This is a genomic window from Paenibacillus sp. R14(2021) (assembly GCF_019431355.1).
Taxonomy (GTDB): Bacteria; Bacillota; Bacilli; order Paenibacillales; family Paenibacillaceae; genus Paenibacillus_Z.
Genome location: NZ_CP080269.1, coordinates 410,300 through 427,396 on the forward strand (window position 1 = coordinate 410,300; position 17,097 = coordinate 427,396).

General features: G+C 50.1%; 19 protein-coding genes. All 19 read left to right on the forward strand.

All coding sequences use genetic code 11. The annotated features are described in order from the left end of the window. Window positions 1-7 precede the first annotated feature (7 nt). The 19 genes from flgG to KXU80_RS02260 are packed head-to-tail and all read left to right on the forward strand — an operon-like array spanning window position 8 to window position 17,096. Entirely contained in the window at window positions 8-835 is an 828-nt protein-coding gene (gene flgG, locus KXU80_RS02170; protein WP_219836665.1) for a flagellar basal body rod protein FlgG, read from the forward strand. 57 nt (window positions 836-892) lie between these two features. Next, complete coding sequence (locus KXU80_RS02175; protein WP_219836666.1) at window positions 893-1,120, forward strand: flagellar FlbD family protein; 228 nt, start codon at window positions 893-895, stop codon at window positions 1,118-1,120. Further along, a complete protein-coding gene (locus tag KXU80_RS02180; RefSeq protein ID WP_219836667.1) occupies window positions 1,117-1,599 on the forward strand; it encodes a flagellar basal body-associated FliL family protein in 483 nt (160 codons plus the stop codon). The genes KXU80_RS02175 and KXU80_RS02180 overlap by 4 nt, the downstream gene beginning before the upstream one ends. 44 nt (window positions 1,600-1,643) lie before the next feature. Beyond that, window positions 1,644-2,645: a flagellar motor switch protein FliM gene (gene fliM / locus KXU80_RS02185; protein WP_219836668.1), complete on the forward strand. Its 1,002-nt coding sequence runs from the start codon at window positions 1,644-1,646 to the stop codon at window positions 2,643-2,645. Then, complete coding sequence (fliY, locus tag KXU80_RS02190; protein WP_219836669.1) at window positions 2,635-3,864, forward strand: flagellar motor switch phosphatase FliY; 1,230 nt, start codon at window positions 2,635-2,637, stop codon at window positions 3,862-3,864. Before fliM ends, fliY begins: the two co-directional genes overlap by 11 nt. A 20-nt stretch (window positions 3,865-3,884) precedes the next feature. Continuing rightward, a complete protein-coding gene (locus KXU80_RS02195; RefSeq protein WP_091218732.1) occupies window positions 3,885-4,247 on the forward strand; it encodes a response regulator in 363 nt (120 codons plus the stop codon). A 4-nt stretch (window positions 4,248-4,251) separates the two neighbouring features. After that, entirely contained in the window at window positions 4,252-4,863 is a 612-nt protein-coding gene (locus KXU80_RS02200) for a flagellar biosynthetic protein FliO (protein ID WP_219836670.1), read from the forward strand. After that, window positions 4,860-5,618: a flagellar type III secretion system pore protein FliP gene (gene fliP, locus KXU80_RS02205; protein WP_219836671.1), complete on the forward strand. Its 759-nt coding sequence runs from the start codon at window positions 4,860-4,862 to the stop codon at window positions 5,616-5,618. The genes KXU80_RS02200 and fliP overlap by 4 nt, the downstream gene beginning before the upstream one ends. A 23-nt stretch (window positions 5,619-5,641) precedes the next feature. Further along, window positions 5,642-5,911, forward strand: coding sequence for a flagellar biosynthesis protein FliQ (gene fliQ / locus KXU80_RS02210; protein WP_219836672.1), 270 nt, complete (start codon window positions 5,642-5,644; stop codon window positions 5,909-5,911). 12 nt (window positions 5,912-5,923) lie between these two features. Then, window positions 5,924-6,712 carry a flagellar biosynthetic protein FliR gene (gene fliR, locus KXU80_RS02215; protein ID WP_219836673.1) on the forward strand — a complete coding sequence of 263 codons (789 nt, stop codon included), beginning with the start codon at window positions 5,924-5,926 and terminating at the stop codon, window positions 6,710-6,712. 17 nt (window positions 6,713-6,729) lie between these two features. Next, window positions 6,730-7,821, forward strand: coding sequence for a flagellar biosynthesis protein FlhB (gene flhB, locus KXU80_RS02220; RefSeq protein ID WP_219836674.1), 1,092 nt, complete (start codon window positions 6,730-6,732; stop codon window positions 7,819-7,821). Between the two features lie 32 nt (window positions 7,822-7,853). Then, window positions 7,854-9,887, forward strand: coding sequence for a flagellar biosynthesis protein FlhA (flhA, locus tag KXU80_RS02225; protein ID WP_219836675.1), 2,034 nt, complete (start codon window positions 7,854-7,856; stop codon window positions 9,885-9,887). After that, window positions 9,884-11,230, forward strand: coding sequence for a flagellar biosynthesis GTPase FlhF (gene flhF / locus KXU80_RS02230; protein WP_219836676.1), 1,347 nt, complete (start codon window positions 9,884-9,886; stop codon window positions 11,228-11,230). The genes flhA and flhF overlap by 4 nt, the downstream gene beginning before the upstream one ends. Beyond that, window positions 11,223-12,095, forward strand: a complete 873-nt coding sequence (locus KXU80_RS02235; RefSeq protein ID WP_219838827.1) for a MinD/ParA family protein — start codon at window positions 11,223-11,225, stop codon at window positions 12,093-12,095. Before flhF ends, KXU80_RS02235 begins: the two co-directional genes overlap by 8 nt. Before the next feature lie 24 nt (window positions 12,096-12,119). After that, complete coding sequence (gene cheB / locus KXU80_RS02240) at window positions 12,120-13,394, forward strand: protein-glutamate methylesterase/protein-glutamine glutaminase (protein ID WP_219836677.1); 1,275 nt, start codon at window positions 12,120-12,122, stop codon at window positions 13,392-13,394. A gap of 50 nt (window positions 13,395-13,444) precedes the next feature. Then, a complete protein-coding gene (locus KXU80_RS02245; RefSeq protein ID WP_219836678.1) occupies window positions 13,445-15,508 on the forward strand; it encodes a chemotaxis protein CheA in 2,064 nt (687 codons plus the stop codon). A 14-nt stretch (window positions 15,509-15,522) separates the two neighbouring features. After that, window positions 15,523-15,984, forward strand: coding sequence for a chemotaxis protein CheW (locus tag KXU80_RS02250; RefSeq protein WP_219836679.1), 462 nt, complete (start codon window positions 15,523-15,525; stop codon window positions 15,982-15,984). A 3-nt stretch (window positions 15,985-15,987) separates the two neighbouring features. Continuing rightward, window positions 15,988-16,605 (forward strand): chemotaxis protein CheC, encoded by a 618-nt coding sequence (locus tag KXU80_RS02255; RefSeq protein ID WP_219836681.1) that lies wholly within the window; start codon window positions 15,988-15,990, stop codon window positions 16,603-16,605. After that, window positions 16,602-17,096, forward strand: coding sequence for a chemotaxis protein CheD (locus tag KXU80_RS02260; RefSeq protein WP_374987740.1), 495 nt, complete (start codon window positions 16,602-16,604; stop codon window positions 17,094-17,096). Before KXU80_RS02255 ends, KXU80_RS02260 begins: the two co-directional genes overlap by 4 nt. The last annotated feature ends 1 nt before the right edge of the window (window position 17,097 follow it).

A 17,097-nucleotide genomic window follows, 5' to 3' on the forward strand; every position in this document is an offset into this window, starting at 1 on the left:
CAATCGAATGTTACGCTCCATGTACTCCGGTGTTTCCGGTATGCGCGGTTTTCAAACAAAGTTGGACGTCATCGGCAATAATATTGCGAACGTGAATACGGTAGGTTTTAAAGCAGGTCGCGTTTTGTTCAAAGATATTTTGAGCCAAACCGTATCCGGCGTAACTCGTCCAGAAGAAGGAACGACGGGTGGAATAAACGCGAAGCAAGTTGGCCTTGGCGTTGCGATTGCTTCCATTGATACCGTACATACGCCAGGAAGCGCAATGACGACAAACGTTCCGACAGACGTTCGGATCGATGGAGATGGATTTTTCGCAGTTTCCCCGACAGCGGACGGAGGTCAAGCTCCTTATCTGACGCGTGCGGGTAACTTTACGGTGGATGCGAACGGCCAGATGGTAAACGGCGACGGCATGTTCGTTCTCGACTCCAACGGCGGGCCAATCGTATTGGATCCGGCTGAAGTAAAATCGTTCTCGATCGCGCAAGACGGTTCCATCATCGCGGTTAATGCGGATGGAACAAGCCAAGCAACAGGCATTCAACTTGGCATCGTGAAGGTTACGAATCCGAATGGACTTGAGAAAATCGGCGGCAACTTGTACCGCATGACTCCGAATGCGAACGTTGACGGCGAAGTGACCTTGACGACTGCAGGGGATCCTGATGCGGGCACGGGGGCAATTATTTCCGGCCAGCTAGAAATGTCCAACGTAGACTTGACTTCCGAATTCACGGAGATGATCGTTGCGCAGCGCGGTTTCCAAGCAAACTCCCGAATTATTACGACATCTGATGAAATCTTGCAAGAGGTTGTTAATCTCAAAAGATAGGTAAATAACCGTAGGGGAGGCCTAACCCGCCTCCTTGCTAGGTTTAGGAGGAAGCCCATGATTGCTGTGACGCGTTTGAACGGGAAAACGGTACATATCAACGCGCTGCTTATCGAACTGATCGAAGAAACGCCCGATACCCTGATTACGCTGACGACAGGTAAAAAAATACTGGTGTTGGAGAAAGCAGTTGAAGTCATTTCCTCCATACAGTCTTATCTTCGCTCAATCGGCGTCTATGCGGCGTCCCAAAAGAGTGATCAAACGGAGGGAACATCAAAATGAAGAAACTGCTGCCTTGGCTCATTACGATTCTGCTGGCCATTACACTGATCGCAATCGTTGCTGTTATCCTGTTTAAATCGGTGATGGGCGGCGACGATCCCAAAGATTCGGCGGGCAAAGCAGCCAGCAACGCCGAAACCGTTAAAGTCGAGAAGCTTACAGCTGATGAACGGGTAGAGCTGACTAGCACACTCGAACAAATCAAAACAAATTTATCCGACCCTGATTACATTGCAGTTATGGGGCTTGCTTTTCAACTGGATGAGAAATCGACGAAAGAAGATTTCGATAAAATCAAAGACATTCAGATCAAGCCGATTATTATCCGGACACTTTCTGATATGAAGCCGGAAGAAATCAATGGCTCGCAAGGGAAAGACAAGCTTTGTGCACAACTGCTTAATTTAATAAATCGCGAGCTGCCAACTGGTAAGCTCACCAAGGTTGAAATCACTGACTTTATTGTAACGAAGCTGTAATCATCTTGCGTTTATGCCGCATTCCTTTGAAGGGGGTGAGATAATTGGTTGATGTTTTGTCGCAGAACGAGATTGACGCGTTGCTTGCAGCTTTATCATCCGGTGAAATGGATGCAGAAGAATTGAAGAAGGAAGAGACGCAGAAAAAAATTCGGGTTTACGAATTTAAGCGTGCCGTTCGTTTTTCGAAGGATCATATCCGCAGTTTGACGCGGATCCATGAGAACTTCGCGCGATATTTGACCACCTATTTCTCAGCGCAGCTTCGTACATTTGTCCAAATCAATGTCGTTCAGGTTGAACAGCTGCCTTATGATGAATTTATTCGATCTATTCCGAAGATGACCATTCTCAACATCTTCGAAGCAGAACCGCTTGAGGGACGGATGGTGCTTGAAGTGCACCCGAACGTCGCTTACGCAATGCTGGATCGTATGCTTGGCGGTCAAGGGCTTGCGCCTTCCAAAATCAATGCGCTCACTGAAATCGAAACAACGATTATGGAGCGGATCTTCAGCAGGGCTTTCGAGAGTTTGCAGGAAGCTTGGAAAACGATCGTTGATATTCAGCCGCGTCTTGAAGCCTTGGAGACCAATCCACAATTCATGCAAATCGTTTCGCCCAATGAGACGATCGCGCTAATATCGCTCAGCACGAAGATCGGCGACACCACTGGGATGATTAATCTATGTATCCCTCATGTCGTTATCGAGCCGATCATGCCGCGTCTCTCGGTCCATCATTGGTTCGTGTCGCAGAAGAAGACGCGTGCGCCTGAAGAGATCGAGGTATTGAAGCAACGGGTCAGCAAAGCAAAGCTGCCGATCGTCTGCGAGCTGGGTCATTCCAGCATTTCGATTCGCGAGTTTCTTGGCCTTGCAATCGGAGACGTCATTTCGTTGAATAAACCGATTCATGAAGGACTGGATGTCCGGGTCGGTGACAAGTTGAAATTTCATGGCAGCCCAGGTTCGGTCAAGGATCGCATGGCCGTTCAAATTGACGAAATTCTGACCGAAGGAGTGGAAGAAGAGTATGACGAGTAAAGATTACTTATCGCAAGAAGAAATCGATGCCTTGCTGCGTCAGTCTTCCGATGAGCCGGATATGCCGGAGACGTTAAGCCGGGAGCAAGAATTGAATCAGTATTTGAGCGCCATCGAGCAGGACGCCCTTGGAGAAATCGGTAACATCACATTTGGCAGCGCGGCCACGGCGCTTTCAACCCTGCTTGGCAGAAAGGTTGATATAACGACCCCTCAAGTATCGCTGATCAAGCGCAGCGAGCTCGACGATGAGTTTCCGAAGCCGCATGTTGCTGTATCGGTAAGCTATGTTGACGGCTTCCAAGGCATCAATTCGCTTGTTATTAAGACGAAGGATGCACAAACCATCGCAGATCTCATGCTTGGTGGAGAAGGCAAGCTGCTTGGCTCTGAGTTGAATGAAATCCATATCAGTGCTGTGCAGGAAGCAATGAATCAAATGATGGGTTCGTCGGCGACGTCGATGTCGACGATCTTCAACCGTTTTGTCAATATCTCTCCGCCAGGCATCGATATACTCGATGTCTCGAACGGCGAAGGCGTCGATAATTTGCCTCCGGACGATATGTTCATTAAAGTGTCGTTCCGTTTGGCAATTGGGGATTTAATTGATTCTACGATTATGCAGCTGCTGCCAATTTCGTTTGCTAAAGAAATGGTAGATACGCTGATGGGAGGAACTTCCGAACCGGCACCTGCGCCGACGCCGGCCTCAGCGGCTGTAGCAGCCCCTGCAGCAGCCGCTTACGCAGAGCCGACACCACCGCCTGCACCTGCATACTCCCAGTCGCCAGCGCCTGTACAGCCGCCTGTCTCGCACACGCCGCCGCCAATGCCGCAGTATACTGCAGCGCCGCCTTCCGGGCCTCAAACGTACGGCGGAATGCCGAATCGGAACGTAAATGTGCAGCCGGTTCAATTCGCTAATTTTCAAGGCGCTTCCTATGTTCCGGGAGACGATTCAAATTTAAATTTATTGCTCGACATTCCGCTTAAGGTCACAGTAGAATTAGGAAGGACTCAGAAGCAAATTAAGGATATTCTTGAATTGTCTCAGGGTTCCATCATTGAGCTGGACAAGCTGGCAGGCGAACCGGTCGACATCCTGGTCAATAACAAGCTGATTGCCAAAGGCGAAGTTGTCGTTATTGATGAGAATTTTGGTGTTCGTGTCACTGATATTGTTAGCCAATGGGATCGTATCCAAAAATTACAATAACACCTTAGGGGGAAGAAACAATGGCAAATCGCATTTTGATTGTTGATGATGCAGCGTTTATGAGAATGATGATCCGCGATATTTTAACGAAAAACGGATATGAGGTCGTGGGCGAGGCGCAAGACGGCGCACAAGCGATCGAGAAATATAAGGAACTGAAACCTGATCTCATCACGATGGATATCACGATGCCGGAAATGGACGGCATTGTTGCTTTGAAGGAAATCAAGAAGCTGGACGGCAACGCTAAAGTCATCATGTGTTCTGCAATGGGTCAGCAGGCGATGGTCATCGATGCCATTCAAGCAGGCGCGAAAGACTTTATCGTGAAGCCTTTTCAAGCTGACCGCGTTATTGAAGCGATTAAGAAAACGCTAGGTTAGGAAGATGAAAGGTTTAAAGAATTACCGACTTGCTGGATTTGCTGTCTTCGGCTGGCTAATGACAGCAAGTCTTGCATCAGCAGCAGTGGACTCAGATGAAGGCAAGCCGGAGATCGGTACGGGCATTGGATACTTAGTCTGGGTCATTGTTGCCCTTTTACTTGTCATTGGTCTCATCATATTGCTCATCAAGTGGCTCGCAAGCCGTAATCGGGGCTGGGGCACGAATCGGGCACTCCGCTCGCTTGGCGGCATTCCTCTTGGTCAGAATAAATCGCTTCAAGTAGTCGAGCTATCCGGACGCGTGTACGTTGTCGGTGTCGGCGAAGACATTACGCTGCTTGACAAGATCGATGATCCAGAAACGGCAGCCGCCGTGCTGGATGCGATTGAGCAGCAAAACAGCCGAACATGGAACTCTCCGACACTAGCGGATTTCGTAAGTCGATTCCGCAAGAAGAATGATGGGGCCGAGCCTAACAATCAGCCGTGGCAATCCTCCGCTTCGTTCAAGGAGCTGCTGAGTGACGGTATGAAGAGACAGTCGGATCAGAAACAGAAAGTAGAAGATCTGCTTAAAGAGCAAAATCATAATGATCGGTTGTTGGATGAATGAACAAAAAAATCGTACTGACGGTACTGGCGGTTCAATTGTTAGGACTGTTATTTCACACCCATGCATTTGCAGAACCGCTGCCTAATGTGAGCGTAAGTATAGGGGACAGCGGCAGCGGTCAGCCGGGTACAAGTGCATTGTCGCTTCTCTTAATCATTACGGTGTTAAGTGTCGCGCCCGCAATTCTCGTCTTAATGACGAGCTTTACCCGAATCGTCATCGTGTTAGGCTTTGTTCGAACTTCTCTAGGCACGCAGTCGATGCCGCCCAATCAGGTATTGGTCGGATTAGCGATGTTTCTGACCTTCTTCATCATGTCGCCGACGCTTGGTGCGGTTAATGATGTGGCATTACAGCCATATCTTAAGGGAGAACTCACACAGACCCAGGCACTTAGCAAAGCTGCCGTTCCGATGAAAAAATTTATGTTTAACCAGACACGTGAGAAAGATCTGCTGTTGTTCATGAAGTACACGAAGACGGAGAAGCCGAAGTCGTACGAAGATATTCCGATTACGGTCATGGTTCCGGCTTATGCGCTAAGTGAACTCCGAACATCGTTTCAGATGGGATTTATGATTTTTATTCCTTTCTTGATCATTGACATGGTCGTTGCCAGTACGCTTATGGCGATGGGGATGATGATGCTGCCTCCTGTCATGATATCGCTGCCTTTCAAAATTTTGCTCTTTGTCCTTGTCGACGGCTGGTATCTCGTTGTCAAGTCACTATTACTCAGCTTTAACACAACGTAGCCCCTGCGGAGAGGAGTGCAATCATGAGTACAGATTTCATCATCGCCTTGGCTGCACAGGCGGTCTATACCGTGTTAAAGGCCAGCGCGCCAATGCTTCTCATCGGTTTGATTGTCGGCTTGATCGTCAGTATATTTCAAGCGACGACCCAAATCCAGGAGCAGACGCTGGCATTCGTTCCTAAAGTGGCAGCTGTGCTGCTGTCCATCTTGTTATTTGGTCCATGGATTTTGAATACGCTGGTCGATTTCACTTACAACCTGCTGAATAACTTGTATAAATATATCGGATAGGGCTGTGGATCGATGGAGTTGTTTCTTCAAGGGTTCCCTATTTTTTTGCTTATTTTTTGTCGAATCACAGCATTTTTCGTCGTCGCACCTATCTTTTCGACTCGAAATGTGCCGAATACTTTTAAGATCGGTTTTTGTTTTTTTGTTTCTTTCCTCGTTTTTCTTACATATGGCATCAAGCAGACGATCGTGCCTGACGCGGAGTATATACTTGCGATCATTCGAGAGATTCTGGCAGGGGTGCTGCTAGGTTACACCGCTTATTTGTTTTTCGCGATCGTGAACACGGCAGGCAGCTTGATCGATATGCAGATGGGATTCGGCATGGCCAACGTGATCGATCCCATGTCGGGCGTATCGGCACCGCTCACCGGCAACTTTAAGGGCATGATCGCGACGCTCGTCTTTCTGTCCATCAACGGCCATCATTATCTGCTGTCGGCACTGCTTCAGAGCTATGATTGGATTCCGATCTCAAACACGTTGTTCCTGCATATGAAGTCGGGCAGCATAACGAGCTTTCTTACCGGCATGGTTGCGCAAACGTTTTTGCTGGCGATTCAAATGGCCGCACCGCTTGTCGTGGCGATGTTCCTAACAGACGTAGGCCTTGGGTTTCTTGCTCGCACGGCTCCTCAGTATAACGTATTCGTCATCGGCATTCCAATTAAGATACTTGTTGGTTTTCTCATACTGATTATTTTGATGCCGAGTCTTGTTACGCTGTACGAGCATATTTTTGAGCTGATGTTTAGTGCGATGCAGAAGCTGTTCTCTATCCTGCAAGGTCCTGCAGCTTAAGTGGGAGGGCTCTAAAGATGACGAATTACCGTTGGACGCTCGATTTACAGATGTTCTCACAAGAAAAGACGGAGCGTGCAACACCGAAGAAACGCCAGGAGGCACGTAAGAAAGGGCAGCTCGCTAAGAGCCAGGAACTGCCTGCGGCGTTCATTCTCTTGTTTGTCTTTCTCAGCTTCATCATGCTGGGCGGTTATTACAAAGTGCGGCTCATGCGTATTTTCGGATTACTGTTTGAACAGAAGCTGTTGATGGAAGTGACAACCAGCAACATCGTTACGTTGTTTTCCGATTTAATGATGCAGGGATTTATGCTGCTGGCTCCAATCTTTGCGATCACGGTACTTTTCGGCTTGCTCGGCAACTACATGCAGATCGGTATTTTGTTTACAGGCGAGCCGCTCAAAATGAACTTCAATAAACTGAATCCCATCAAAGGGTTTCAGCAAATCTTCTCGATGCATTCTGTCGTCGAATTTGTCAAAAACATCTTAAAGCTGTTGCTTATCGGCGTAATCGTTTATCTCACTTTGTGGAGTGAACGAAACCGGATACTAGGGCTTGCTACCGTATCCATAAGCGGCATATTCAGCTTTATCGCTCAGATCACGATCAAGCTGGGCATTGAGATCGGCGCCATTCTTGTCGTACTGGCTGCGTTTGATTATCTCTACAAGCGTTACGAACACGAGAAAAGCTTACGGATGTCCAAGCAGGACATCAAAGACGAATACAAAAAATCAGAGGGCGACCCTCTCATTAAAGGCAAGATTCGAGAACGGCAGCGGCGTATGGCTTTGCAGCGAATGATGCAGCAGGTACCGAAAGCGGATGTCGTCATTACCAATCCGACCCACTTTGCAATCGCCTTGCAGTATGACGGTTCTAAGATGGAGGCTCCGACGATCATCGCGAAGGGCATGGATTTTGTCGCACTTCGGATCAAAGATGTCGCCAAGGAGCACGGGGTCATCATGATGGAAAACAGGCCGCTCGCCAGAGCCTTGTATGATCGGACGGAAATCGGAGATACCGTGCCTGCCGACTTGTTCCAGGCTGTGGCGGAAGTATTGGCATATGTATATAAGCTTAAGAACAAAGCGAAATAAGTATCGATCATCGCAGGGGGGGAAGGAACGTCATGAAGGCAAGGGATTTAACCATACTCGTCGGGATTATCGGCATCGTACTTATGATGGTTATACCGATTCCTACAGGGCTGTTGGACGTTCTTCTCATCGTTAACATCTCCGCCGCATTAATGATTCTGCTCATATCCATGAATACGCAGGATGCGCTGCAATTCTCCATTTTCCCAGCACTCCTGCTCATCACGACTTTATTTCGTTTGGCGCTGAACATATCCACGACACGTAATATTTTGGCGCATGCACATGCAGGTAAAGTGGTAGGAACCTTCGGAAATTGGGTGGCCGGCGGCCAAATAGCCATCGGATTCGTTGTCTTCCTCATTCTGGTGGTCGTTCAGTTCATCGTAATCACGAAGGGATCGGAGCGCGTAGCCGAGGTTGCCGCACGATTCACGCTCGATGCGATGCCGGGTAAGCAGATGAGTATCGACGCTGATTTAAATGCGGGTCTCATCAACGAGCAGCAGGCCAAGGAACGCCGTCAGAAGATCGAGCGGGAAGCGGATTTCTACGGGTCCATGGATGGTGCCAGTAAATTCGTAAAAGGGGATGCGATTGCATCCATCATCATTCTAATTATTAACCTCATCGGCGGCTTCATTATCGGGATGTCCGTGCACGGCTTCTCCTTCTCGGAGTCGCTCAATACGTTCTCGGTGCTTACCATCGGTGACGGATTGGTCAGCCAAATTCCGGCGCTGCTCATTTCCACGGCGACCGGCTTGATTGTTACACGTGCGGCATCCGACGGAAATTTGGCGCATGATGTCACAGTACAATTGTTTCGCTATCCCAAGCTTCTGTATATCGTTGCAGGTACGGTAGCCTTGCTAGGCATCGGAACGCCAATCGGTCCAGTGGCCACGCTTCCATTTGCCATTGTGATCGGGGTTGCGGCGTACCGTATGCAGCTGAACATTACGAAACAGCAGCAGGCCGAGGAATTGCTTGTCGAGGAACAGGAGATTGAAGAAGTGAGAAGCCCCGAAAGTGTCATCAGTCTTCTTCAAGTGGATCCTATCGAGTTTGAGTTCGGGTATGGTCTCATTCCACTCGCGGACACGCAGCAGGGCGGCGATTTACTTGATCGGATTATTATGATCCGAAGACAGTGCGCTTTAGAGCTGGGGCTTGTTGTGCCGGTCATTCGGATCCGGGATAACATTCAGCTGAAGCCCAATGAATACGTGATTAAGATCAAAGGAAATACAGTCGCCAGAGGCGAGCTGCTCCTCAATCATTACTTAGCGATGAGCCCAGGCTTCGACGACGAATCTATCATTGGTATCGAAACGGTAGAGCCGGCATTCGGATTGCCCGCGATTTGGATCGATGAATCGACCAAAGAACGCGCTGAACTGACCGGTTATACGGTGGTGGATCCGCCATCTGTCGTTGCGACGCATTTAACGGAACTGATTAAACGCCATGCGCATGAATTGATCGGTCGCCAGGAAACGAAGGCGCTCATCGATAACGTCAGAGAGTCGTATCCTGCGCTCGTTGACGAGTTGATTCCCTCCATCCTGAATGTGGGCGATGTCCAGAAGGTGCTTGCGAAGCTGCTTCGCGAGAAAATATCGATTCGCGATATGGTTACGATCTTCGAATCGCTGGCCGACCACGGTCCGTTTACGAAGGACCCCGATATCCTGACGGAATATGTACGCCAAGCGTTATCGAGACAAATTACGCAGCAGTTCTCCAATCAAGGCGATACGCTTCGCGTCATAACGGTCGGCCCTTCGCTTGAGAAGAAAATCGCGGAATCGGTTCAAAGCTCCGATCAGGGCAGTTATTTGGCCCTCGATCCTGTCGCGACGCAAACGATTTACCAGCGGCTGAATGAACAGGTGAACAAGCAAATCCAGTCCGGCCAGCAGCCGATTGTACTTGCTTCGCCTACCATACGCATGTATTTGCGTCAAATCGTAGAGCGGACCATGCAGGATATACCCGTATTATCGTACAGCGAGCTTGAACCAAGCATTGAAGTCCAAAGCATTGGAGTGGTGAATCTATGAAGGTGAAGCGTTATATCGTCAATGCATTACCTGAAGCACTGCCAATGATTCGAAGCGAGCTTGGCATGGACGCCGTCATCTTAAACACGAAGGAAATACGCGTCGGCGGCTTCCTGGGGATGTTCGGCAAGAAGAAGACTGAGGTTATCGCTGCTGTTGAAACGAATACCAGCGCTTCCACCGCGAAACCGGCAGCTCGTACACAGGCACAAACTTCAGGCAAACCGGCTATAACGCCGGAAGTGATCGCATCCATGGCTGCTTCGTTGTCGTCAGCGGCTGCGAATCGCGAGCAGGCGGGAGGAGCAGGAACGGCTCCTTCGAGCACTACGGCTGTGATGACGCCTCCACTGCCAGAGACAGTCAGAAAGTCAGGTCCAGCGGCGGTATATGAAGCAAGGACTGCTGCCATTGCCGAACTTCCTGAAACAGCACCGATTCCAAAGAAATCGCAGGTTTCCGAAGATGCGCTCATGGAAGAAATACGCGATATGAAGCAGTGGATCGTGCGTATGTCAAAGCAGCAGCAGGTTAATGCATGGCCGGAAGCCATTCAAGCACTGAACGACCGACTGCTGGATCAAGAAGTTAGCCAACCTTGGGTCGATAAACTGGTCACGACCATAGAAGAACAATTAGCGTTAACCGGGCAACTTGATATGCCGGATCGAACATCGGTTTGGGAGATTGCAGCCCGTACGCTGCTGGATTGGCTGAAGGACTTTGGGGCTGCCGAGATCAACAAGAACACGCGCGTGATCCACTTTGTCGGCCCTACGGGCGTTGGCAAAACAACGTCCATTGCCAAGCTTGCAGCGGAACAGACGTTAAAGGCCGGTCGAAAGGTCGGGTTTATCACCTCCGATACGTATCGAATCGCGGCTGTCGATCAACTGCGCACCTATGCAACGATTCTAAACGTACCGCTTGAAGTCGTGTTCTCGCCTTCCGAGGTAGCACGCGCCTTTAGGCAGCTGGAGGACCGGGAATTGATCTTCATGGATACGGCAGGCAGAAATTTCCGTAACGAGCTATACGTATCTGAAGTGAACAGCCTGCTACAGCCAGGCAGAGAATCTGAAACGTTTCTGGTGCTCAGCTTAACCGGCAAATTCAGCGATATGTCCAAGGTAGCGGAGAACTTCTCCAAATTCGGCATTAACCGCGTCCTCTATACCAAACAAGATGAGACCCACGCGAATGGGGCGATTCTCAATTTGGCGCTGGGACACGGACTAAGGCCGACTTATATTGCTTACGGTCAAACCGTGCCCGATGACATCGCTGTCTTCCAAGCCGCCGGCTATGTCGCGCAGCTGCTGGGGGATCCTCATGGTGAATGATCAAGCAGAAGCCCTCAGGCACATGGTACGCAATCAAGAATTGAAGGGTGAAGGCAGGTCAACACGCGTTATAACGGTAACGAGCGGTAAAGGCGGGGTTGGCAAGTCGAATTTCAGTCTTAATTTCTCGCTAGCCTTATCGCGAATTGGCAAGAAAGTATTGATTTTCGATGCCGATATCAGTATGGCGAATATCGATGTGCTGATGGGCGTTACTTCTCCTTATAATCTCTATCATTTATTGAAGCAGGAAAAAACGATTTGGGACATCATTCAAGAAGGACCGCAAGGCGTGCACTTTATTGCCGGAGGTTCGGGTTTTAAAGACCTGCTCGACTTGTCTCCGGCGCAATTGGACTATTTTGCCGAACAAATCGGCAGATTGCACGGACAGTACGATGTGATCTTGTTCGATACGGGGGCCGGATTGTCCAAAGAAACGATCAAGTTCATTACGGCAGCGCAGGAAACGTTCGTGGTTACAACGCCTGAGCCTACCTCCATCACCGATGCTTACGCCTTAATCAAAATGGTGACAGCGATGGAGCATGACGTGAAGTTTAAGCTGATCGTCAATCGCGCGACCGATGACAAGGAAGGGAAGGCAACCGCCGATAAAATCGGCCTTGTCGCGCAGCGTTTTCTAGATATCGAAATTCCTGTGCTTGGCATTATGCCGGACGACCCAATCGTTACGAAAGCAGTGAAGAAGCAAGTGCCCTTCGCAATCGCGTTTCCGAGCTCGGATGCTGCACGATCGGTCATGGAGATAGCAAAACGGTTTGCGGAGATTCCTGGATCTCCTGCTGCCGCAAACAGCGGCGTCAAAGGGTTCTTACAAAAGATGTTCAGACTATCACACTAACCTTTGAAATTAGGAGGCAAGACGATGAATGTGACTTCACGCGTCCTTGTCGTAGACGACTCCGCTTTCATGCGAAAAATAATCTGTGATTTGATCGCGGAAGATGCCCAATTTGAAATTCTCGCAACCGCAACTAACGGCTGTGAAGCCATAGAAGCCGTGCGAGCATTGAAGCCCGATGTTATTACAATGGACCTGGAAATGCCTGAAATGAACGGACTCGAGGCGTTGGAACGCATCATGCGCATACATCCTGTGCCTGTCATAATGCTCTCAAGCATAAGCGATGACGGTACGAGAGAAACGATCAAGGCTCTCCAGAACGGAGCGTTCGACTTCATTCGCAAGCCGTCAGGCCCGCTGTCGCCGGATATCAAGACCGTCGGCGAACAGCTGTTAGAGAAGCTTCGAATCGCTGTCCTCACGAAGCGTCATTCCAGCTTGTTCGAGCCGAAAATAACCAAACAACCGGCATCGGCGAAGGAGAAGCCGCCGCAAACCACTGAAGCGGCTAAGCCGCCAGCACTTAAGCAGCCGAATAAATCGGCAAAGGCCGAGAAGCAGGAAAAAGCGGGGAAAACGGCAGCACCAGAAAGGCTCGCCCCCAAGAAACAGGCTGAGCCACCGATCGTCAGGCTTGAGGAAGAGCCGGAAATCTCGGCCAAGTCCGAGAATGAGCCAGCGGCTGCCAAGACGATCCATAAGCCAAAGCCATCCAAGACATTCCGCCATCTCGTTGCTATTGGAACATCGACGGGGGGGCCGCGCGCGCTGCATGAAGTAATCACTTCGCTGCCCGGTGATTTTCCGGCTCCTGTCTTGATCGTGCAGCATATGCCGCCTAAATTCACACGCTCGCTAGCGCAGCGGCTGGATGCCTTCAGCGCATTGCATGTGACGGAAGCCGTGCAAGGTGAACGCGTCTATGCAGGGATGGTTTACATAGCTCCAGGAGGCAGCCATATGGAGCTTGCCAAGGACGGAGCAGGATATTTCATTAAGTTATCAGAGGATGCCCCGCGCGGCGGACATCGGCCATCGGTCGATACGATGTTCGAATCGTGTGCAGGGTTTCCAGAGCTTCGCAGACATTCCGTCATTATGACGGGGATGGGAAATGACGGTGTTAAAGGCATGAAGCAGCTCATGGAGAGCGGTGCCGAGACGGCTATTGCCGAAGCGGAGGAATCATGCGTCGTGTATGGCATGCCCCGTGCAGCAGTCGAAGCAGGCGTCGCGAAGACCGTCGTGCCGCTCAAACAAATCGCTCCCGCGTTAACAAGTGCTGTAACGCAGTAAAGCTAGCAAACATTTCGTTTGGCAACCATTCAATCAGGAGGTGCATGGAAATGGATATGAACGCTTATCTATCAATGTTTATAGACGAATCAAACGATCACCTGCAGTCGCTTAACGAAAATTTGCTGAAGCTCGAGAGTGCTCCAGAAGACATCAGCATCGTTCAAATCATTTTCCGTTCTGCTCATACACTGAAGGGCATGTCGGCCACAATGGGTTTTGAGGATCTTGCTTCACTGACGCATGAAATGGAAAATGTGCTTGACCTCGTCCGGAACAACAAGCTCAAAATGGACAACTTTATTTTTGACACGTTGTTCAAAGGTCTTGATGCACTGGAGTCCATGGTTCAGGATATTATCGGCGGCGGTACCGGCAAGGCGGATGTAACGGCGATCGTAGCGTCATTGAAAGCGATCGTTAAGGGCGACTACAAGAAAGATGCGCCATCCGGTAAAGCGACATCAACATCAAGTGCCGGCTCAAATGACGGCAGCGTGCTTGACCAATTCCAAAGCTCGATTCTGCTGCAATCGATCGAAGCAGGAATGGCAGTCTTCCACATTGTGGTAACCGTCCGGGAAGATTGCGTGCTTAAAGCAGCCCGTGCCTACATGGTTTTCGATTTCCTGGAGCACAGCGGGGAAATCGTCAAATCGTCGCCTAGCGTGCAAGAAATCGAGCAGGAGAAATTCGACCGCTCCTTTACCGTATTCACCATCGCGAGCATTTCGGAGGATGAGCTGCGTAAAGGAATTGAATCAGTCTCCGAAATCGAAAGCGCGGTCATTACGCAGCTTGACCGTGAATCGCTTGAGCAGCTTGGCGTAGCATCGCAGGGCGAGCCGACGGCATCCGCATCATTCGCCGCCGCACAAGCCGTTGTCGATACGGGTCGCTCGCAGACAGCCGCCGCGTCCGCCCCTGCAGCGCAAGCAGCCCCGGCTGCGGCAGGAGCGAACGTCTCTAGAACGATTCGGGTTGATATCGACCGCTTGGATACGTTGATGAATCTATTCAGCGAATTGCTTATCGACCGGGTGCGGCTCGAGCAATTGGCCAGCGAAGTACGGCGCAACGACTTGACCGAAACGGTCGAGCATATGTCCCGCGTGAGCAGCGATTTGCAGAATATCGTATTGAAGCTTCGGATGGTCCCGGTGGAATCGGTATTTAATCGTTTTCCTCGGATGGTTCGCGACTTGGCCAAGTCATTGGACAAGAAAGTCGACCTCATTCTCTCAGGCGCGGAAACCGAGTTGGACCGTACGGTTATCGACGAGATCGGCGATCCGCTCGTTCACTTGCTCCGCAACTCGCTTGACCATGGCATCGAGCCGATTGCGGATCGTATTGCCGCAGGCAAATCCGAGACGGGAACGGTTCACCTGAGGGCTTACCACAGCGGCAACCACGTCTTTATCGAAGTCGAAGAAGACGGACGCGGCATCAACCGCGAGAAGGTCAAGCAGATTGCAATCAAGAACGGTGTCGTGACCGCTGAAGAAGCGAAGCGGCTGACCGACAGTGAAGTGAATATGCTGATCTTCGCTGCAGGGTTCAGTACGGCGGACAAGATTTCGGATATCTCCGGGCGAGGCGTCGGCTTGGATGTTGTTAAATCCAAGATTTCCTCGCTCGGCGGACATGTAACCGTCGAGTCCAAAGAAGGCAAAGGAACGAAATTTTCGATCCAGCTACCGCTTACGCTCTCGATTATTTCCGCAATGCTCGTGAAGCTCGGTTCCGAGAAATACGCGATTCCGCTCTCGTCCATCGTGGAAACTGGTATTGTGCCAAGGGAGCAAATCCGCAAAATTCACGGCAACCGGATGATTGACTACCGCGGCTCGGTCATACCGCTCATTTCATTGGCGCAGGTGCTGGCGTGCACATCCTTCCCTGAAGAGGAAGAGCAGGAGACCGAAATCGTCGTCATTCGCAAAGGCGACAAAATCGGAGCCGTGACGGTGGATGAATTCATCGGTCAAAGTGAAATCGTGCTTAAGACACTCGGTAAATACTTAACGAATATAGAAGCTGTCTCCGGAGCCACGATCCTGGGCGATGGGCAAGTGGCATTGATTGTAGATCCGAATGCGCTTATTAAATAAAGGAGGGTTTACGTATGGGTGAGGAATTGAAAGTTATCGTGTTTGGATTGGCTAACGAGGAATATGGGATCGAAGTGGAAAAAGTACGTACAATCGAGCGGATGATGCCGATTACGCGTGTCCCGAAAACGCCGGCCTTTATTAAAGGTGTTATTAATTTACGCGGCGTTGTGCTCCCGGTCATCGATCTGCGCGGACGCTTTGGGTTGGAAGAATCTGAGGCGACGGACAGCTCCCGGATTATTATCGTTGCCGTGAATGATTTGGAAGTCGGCTTCATCGTCGATTCCGCGAATGATGTCATCGATATCGATTCCGACAGCATCGATACGCCTCCAGAAGTGATCGGCGGCATTAAAGCCAAATATTTGCACGGTGTGGCCAAAATCGGAGACAGCCGATTGCTCATCATGCTGAATTTGTCCGAAGTTTTGAATAAGAGTGAAATTATTCAGCTTGAACAGCAAGAGGTTTAAGCCGTGAATCCACTTCACAAGCTCGAAGCATTCAAGCTTGATGTTCTGAAGGAGGTCGGGAATATCGGTGCGGGTAACGCCGCCACCGCGCTGTCCCGGCTTCTGGACAAGCCTGTCGATATGAATGTACCTACAGTCAGCTTAATCCCGTTCGAACAGGTTGCCGATCGTGTCGGCGGCTTCGAACAGGTCGTCATTGCCGTATTCCTTCGCGTTGAAGGCGATGCGCCAGGTAATATGTTTTTTCTTATCGAAGAAGATTCGGCTAAGAAGCTGCTGCGCAATCTGCTGGCCTTGGATGGCAGCGATGAAGGCTATTCCGAAATGGAATATTCGGCTTTAGCGGAAATCGGCAATATTTTGGCAGGCTCTTACTTATCTTCGTTGGCTGATTTTACACAGCTGTATCTTTCCCCAACCGTTCCGTCGATTGCCATCGATATGGCTGGCGCCATTCTCAGCTACGGACTTGTCCAATATGGTGAAATGGGAGATTCCGCACTGCTGATCGATACAACGTTCCTGGAGGGAAGAGAGGAACTAGCGGGTCATTTCTTCCTCATTCCGGATCCGGATTCATTTGATAAAATTTTCAGCGCCTTGGGAGTGCCTAACGAATGATGCTGGAGAATGTTGTGAAAGTAGGCATGGCCGACCTGAAGGTCGCTGCCGAAGGAGCAATACTCAAGACGACAGGACTTGGTTCTTGCGTGGGACTGACCTTGTTCGATGAACGTACCAAGGTAGCCGGAATGGTGCATGTCATGCTGCCATCCTCAGAAATAGCCAGAGAAGCCGCTATCAATATTGCAAAATATGCTGATACTTCGATCCCGCATCTGATCGACTTGATGAAACAGGCGGGTGCAGAGCCCGAACGGTTCGTCGCGAAAATGGCCGGCGGTGCTCAAATGTTTGCTTTTAGCTCGAGCAATGATTCCATGCGAATCGGGCCTCGTAACGTGGAATCCTGCAGGCTGATGCTGCAGCAGTTCTCCATTCCGCTGCTTGCGGAAGACACGGGGGCGAATTATGGCAGAACAATTGAGTTTAACAGCCTGAGCGGCATGCTTACGATACGAAGCGTACAGCAAGGAGTAAAGGAGATTTAGC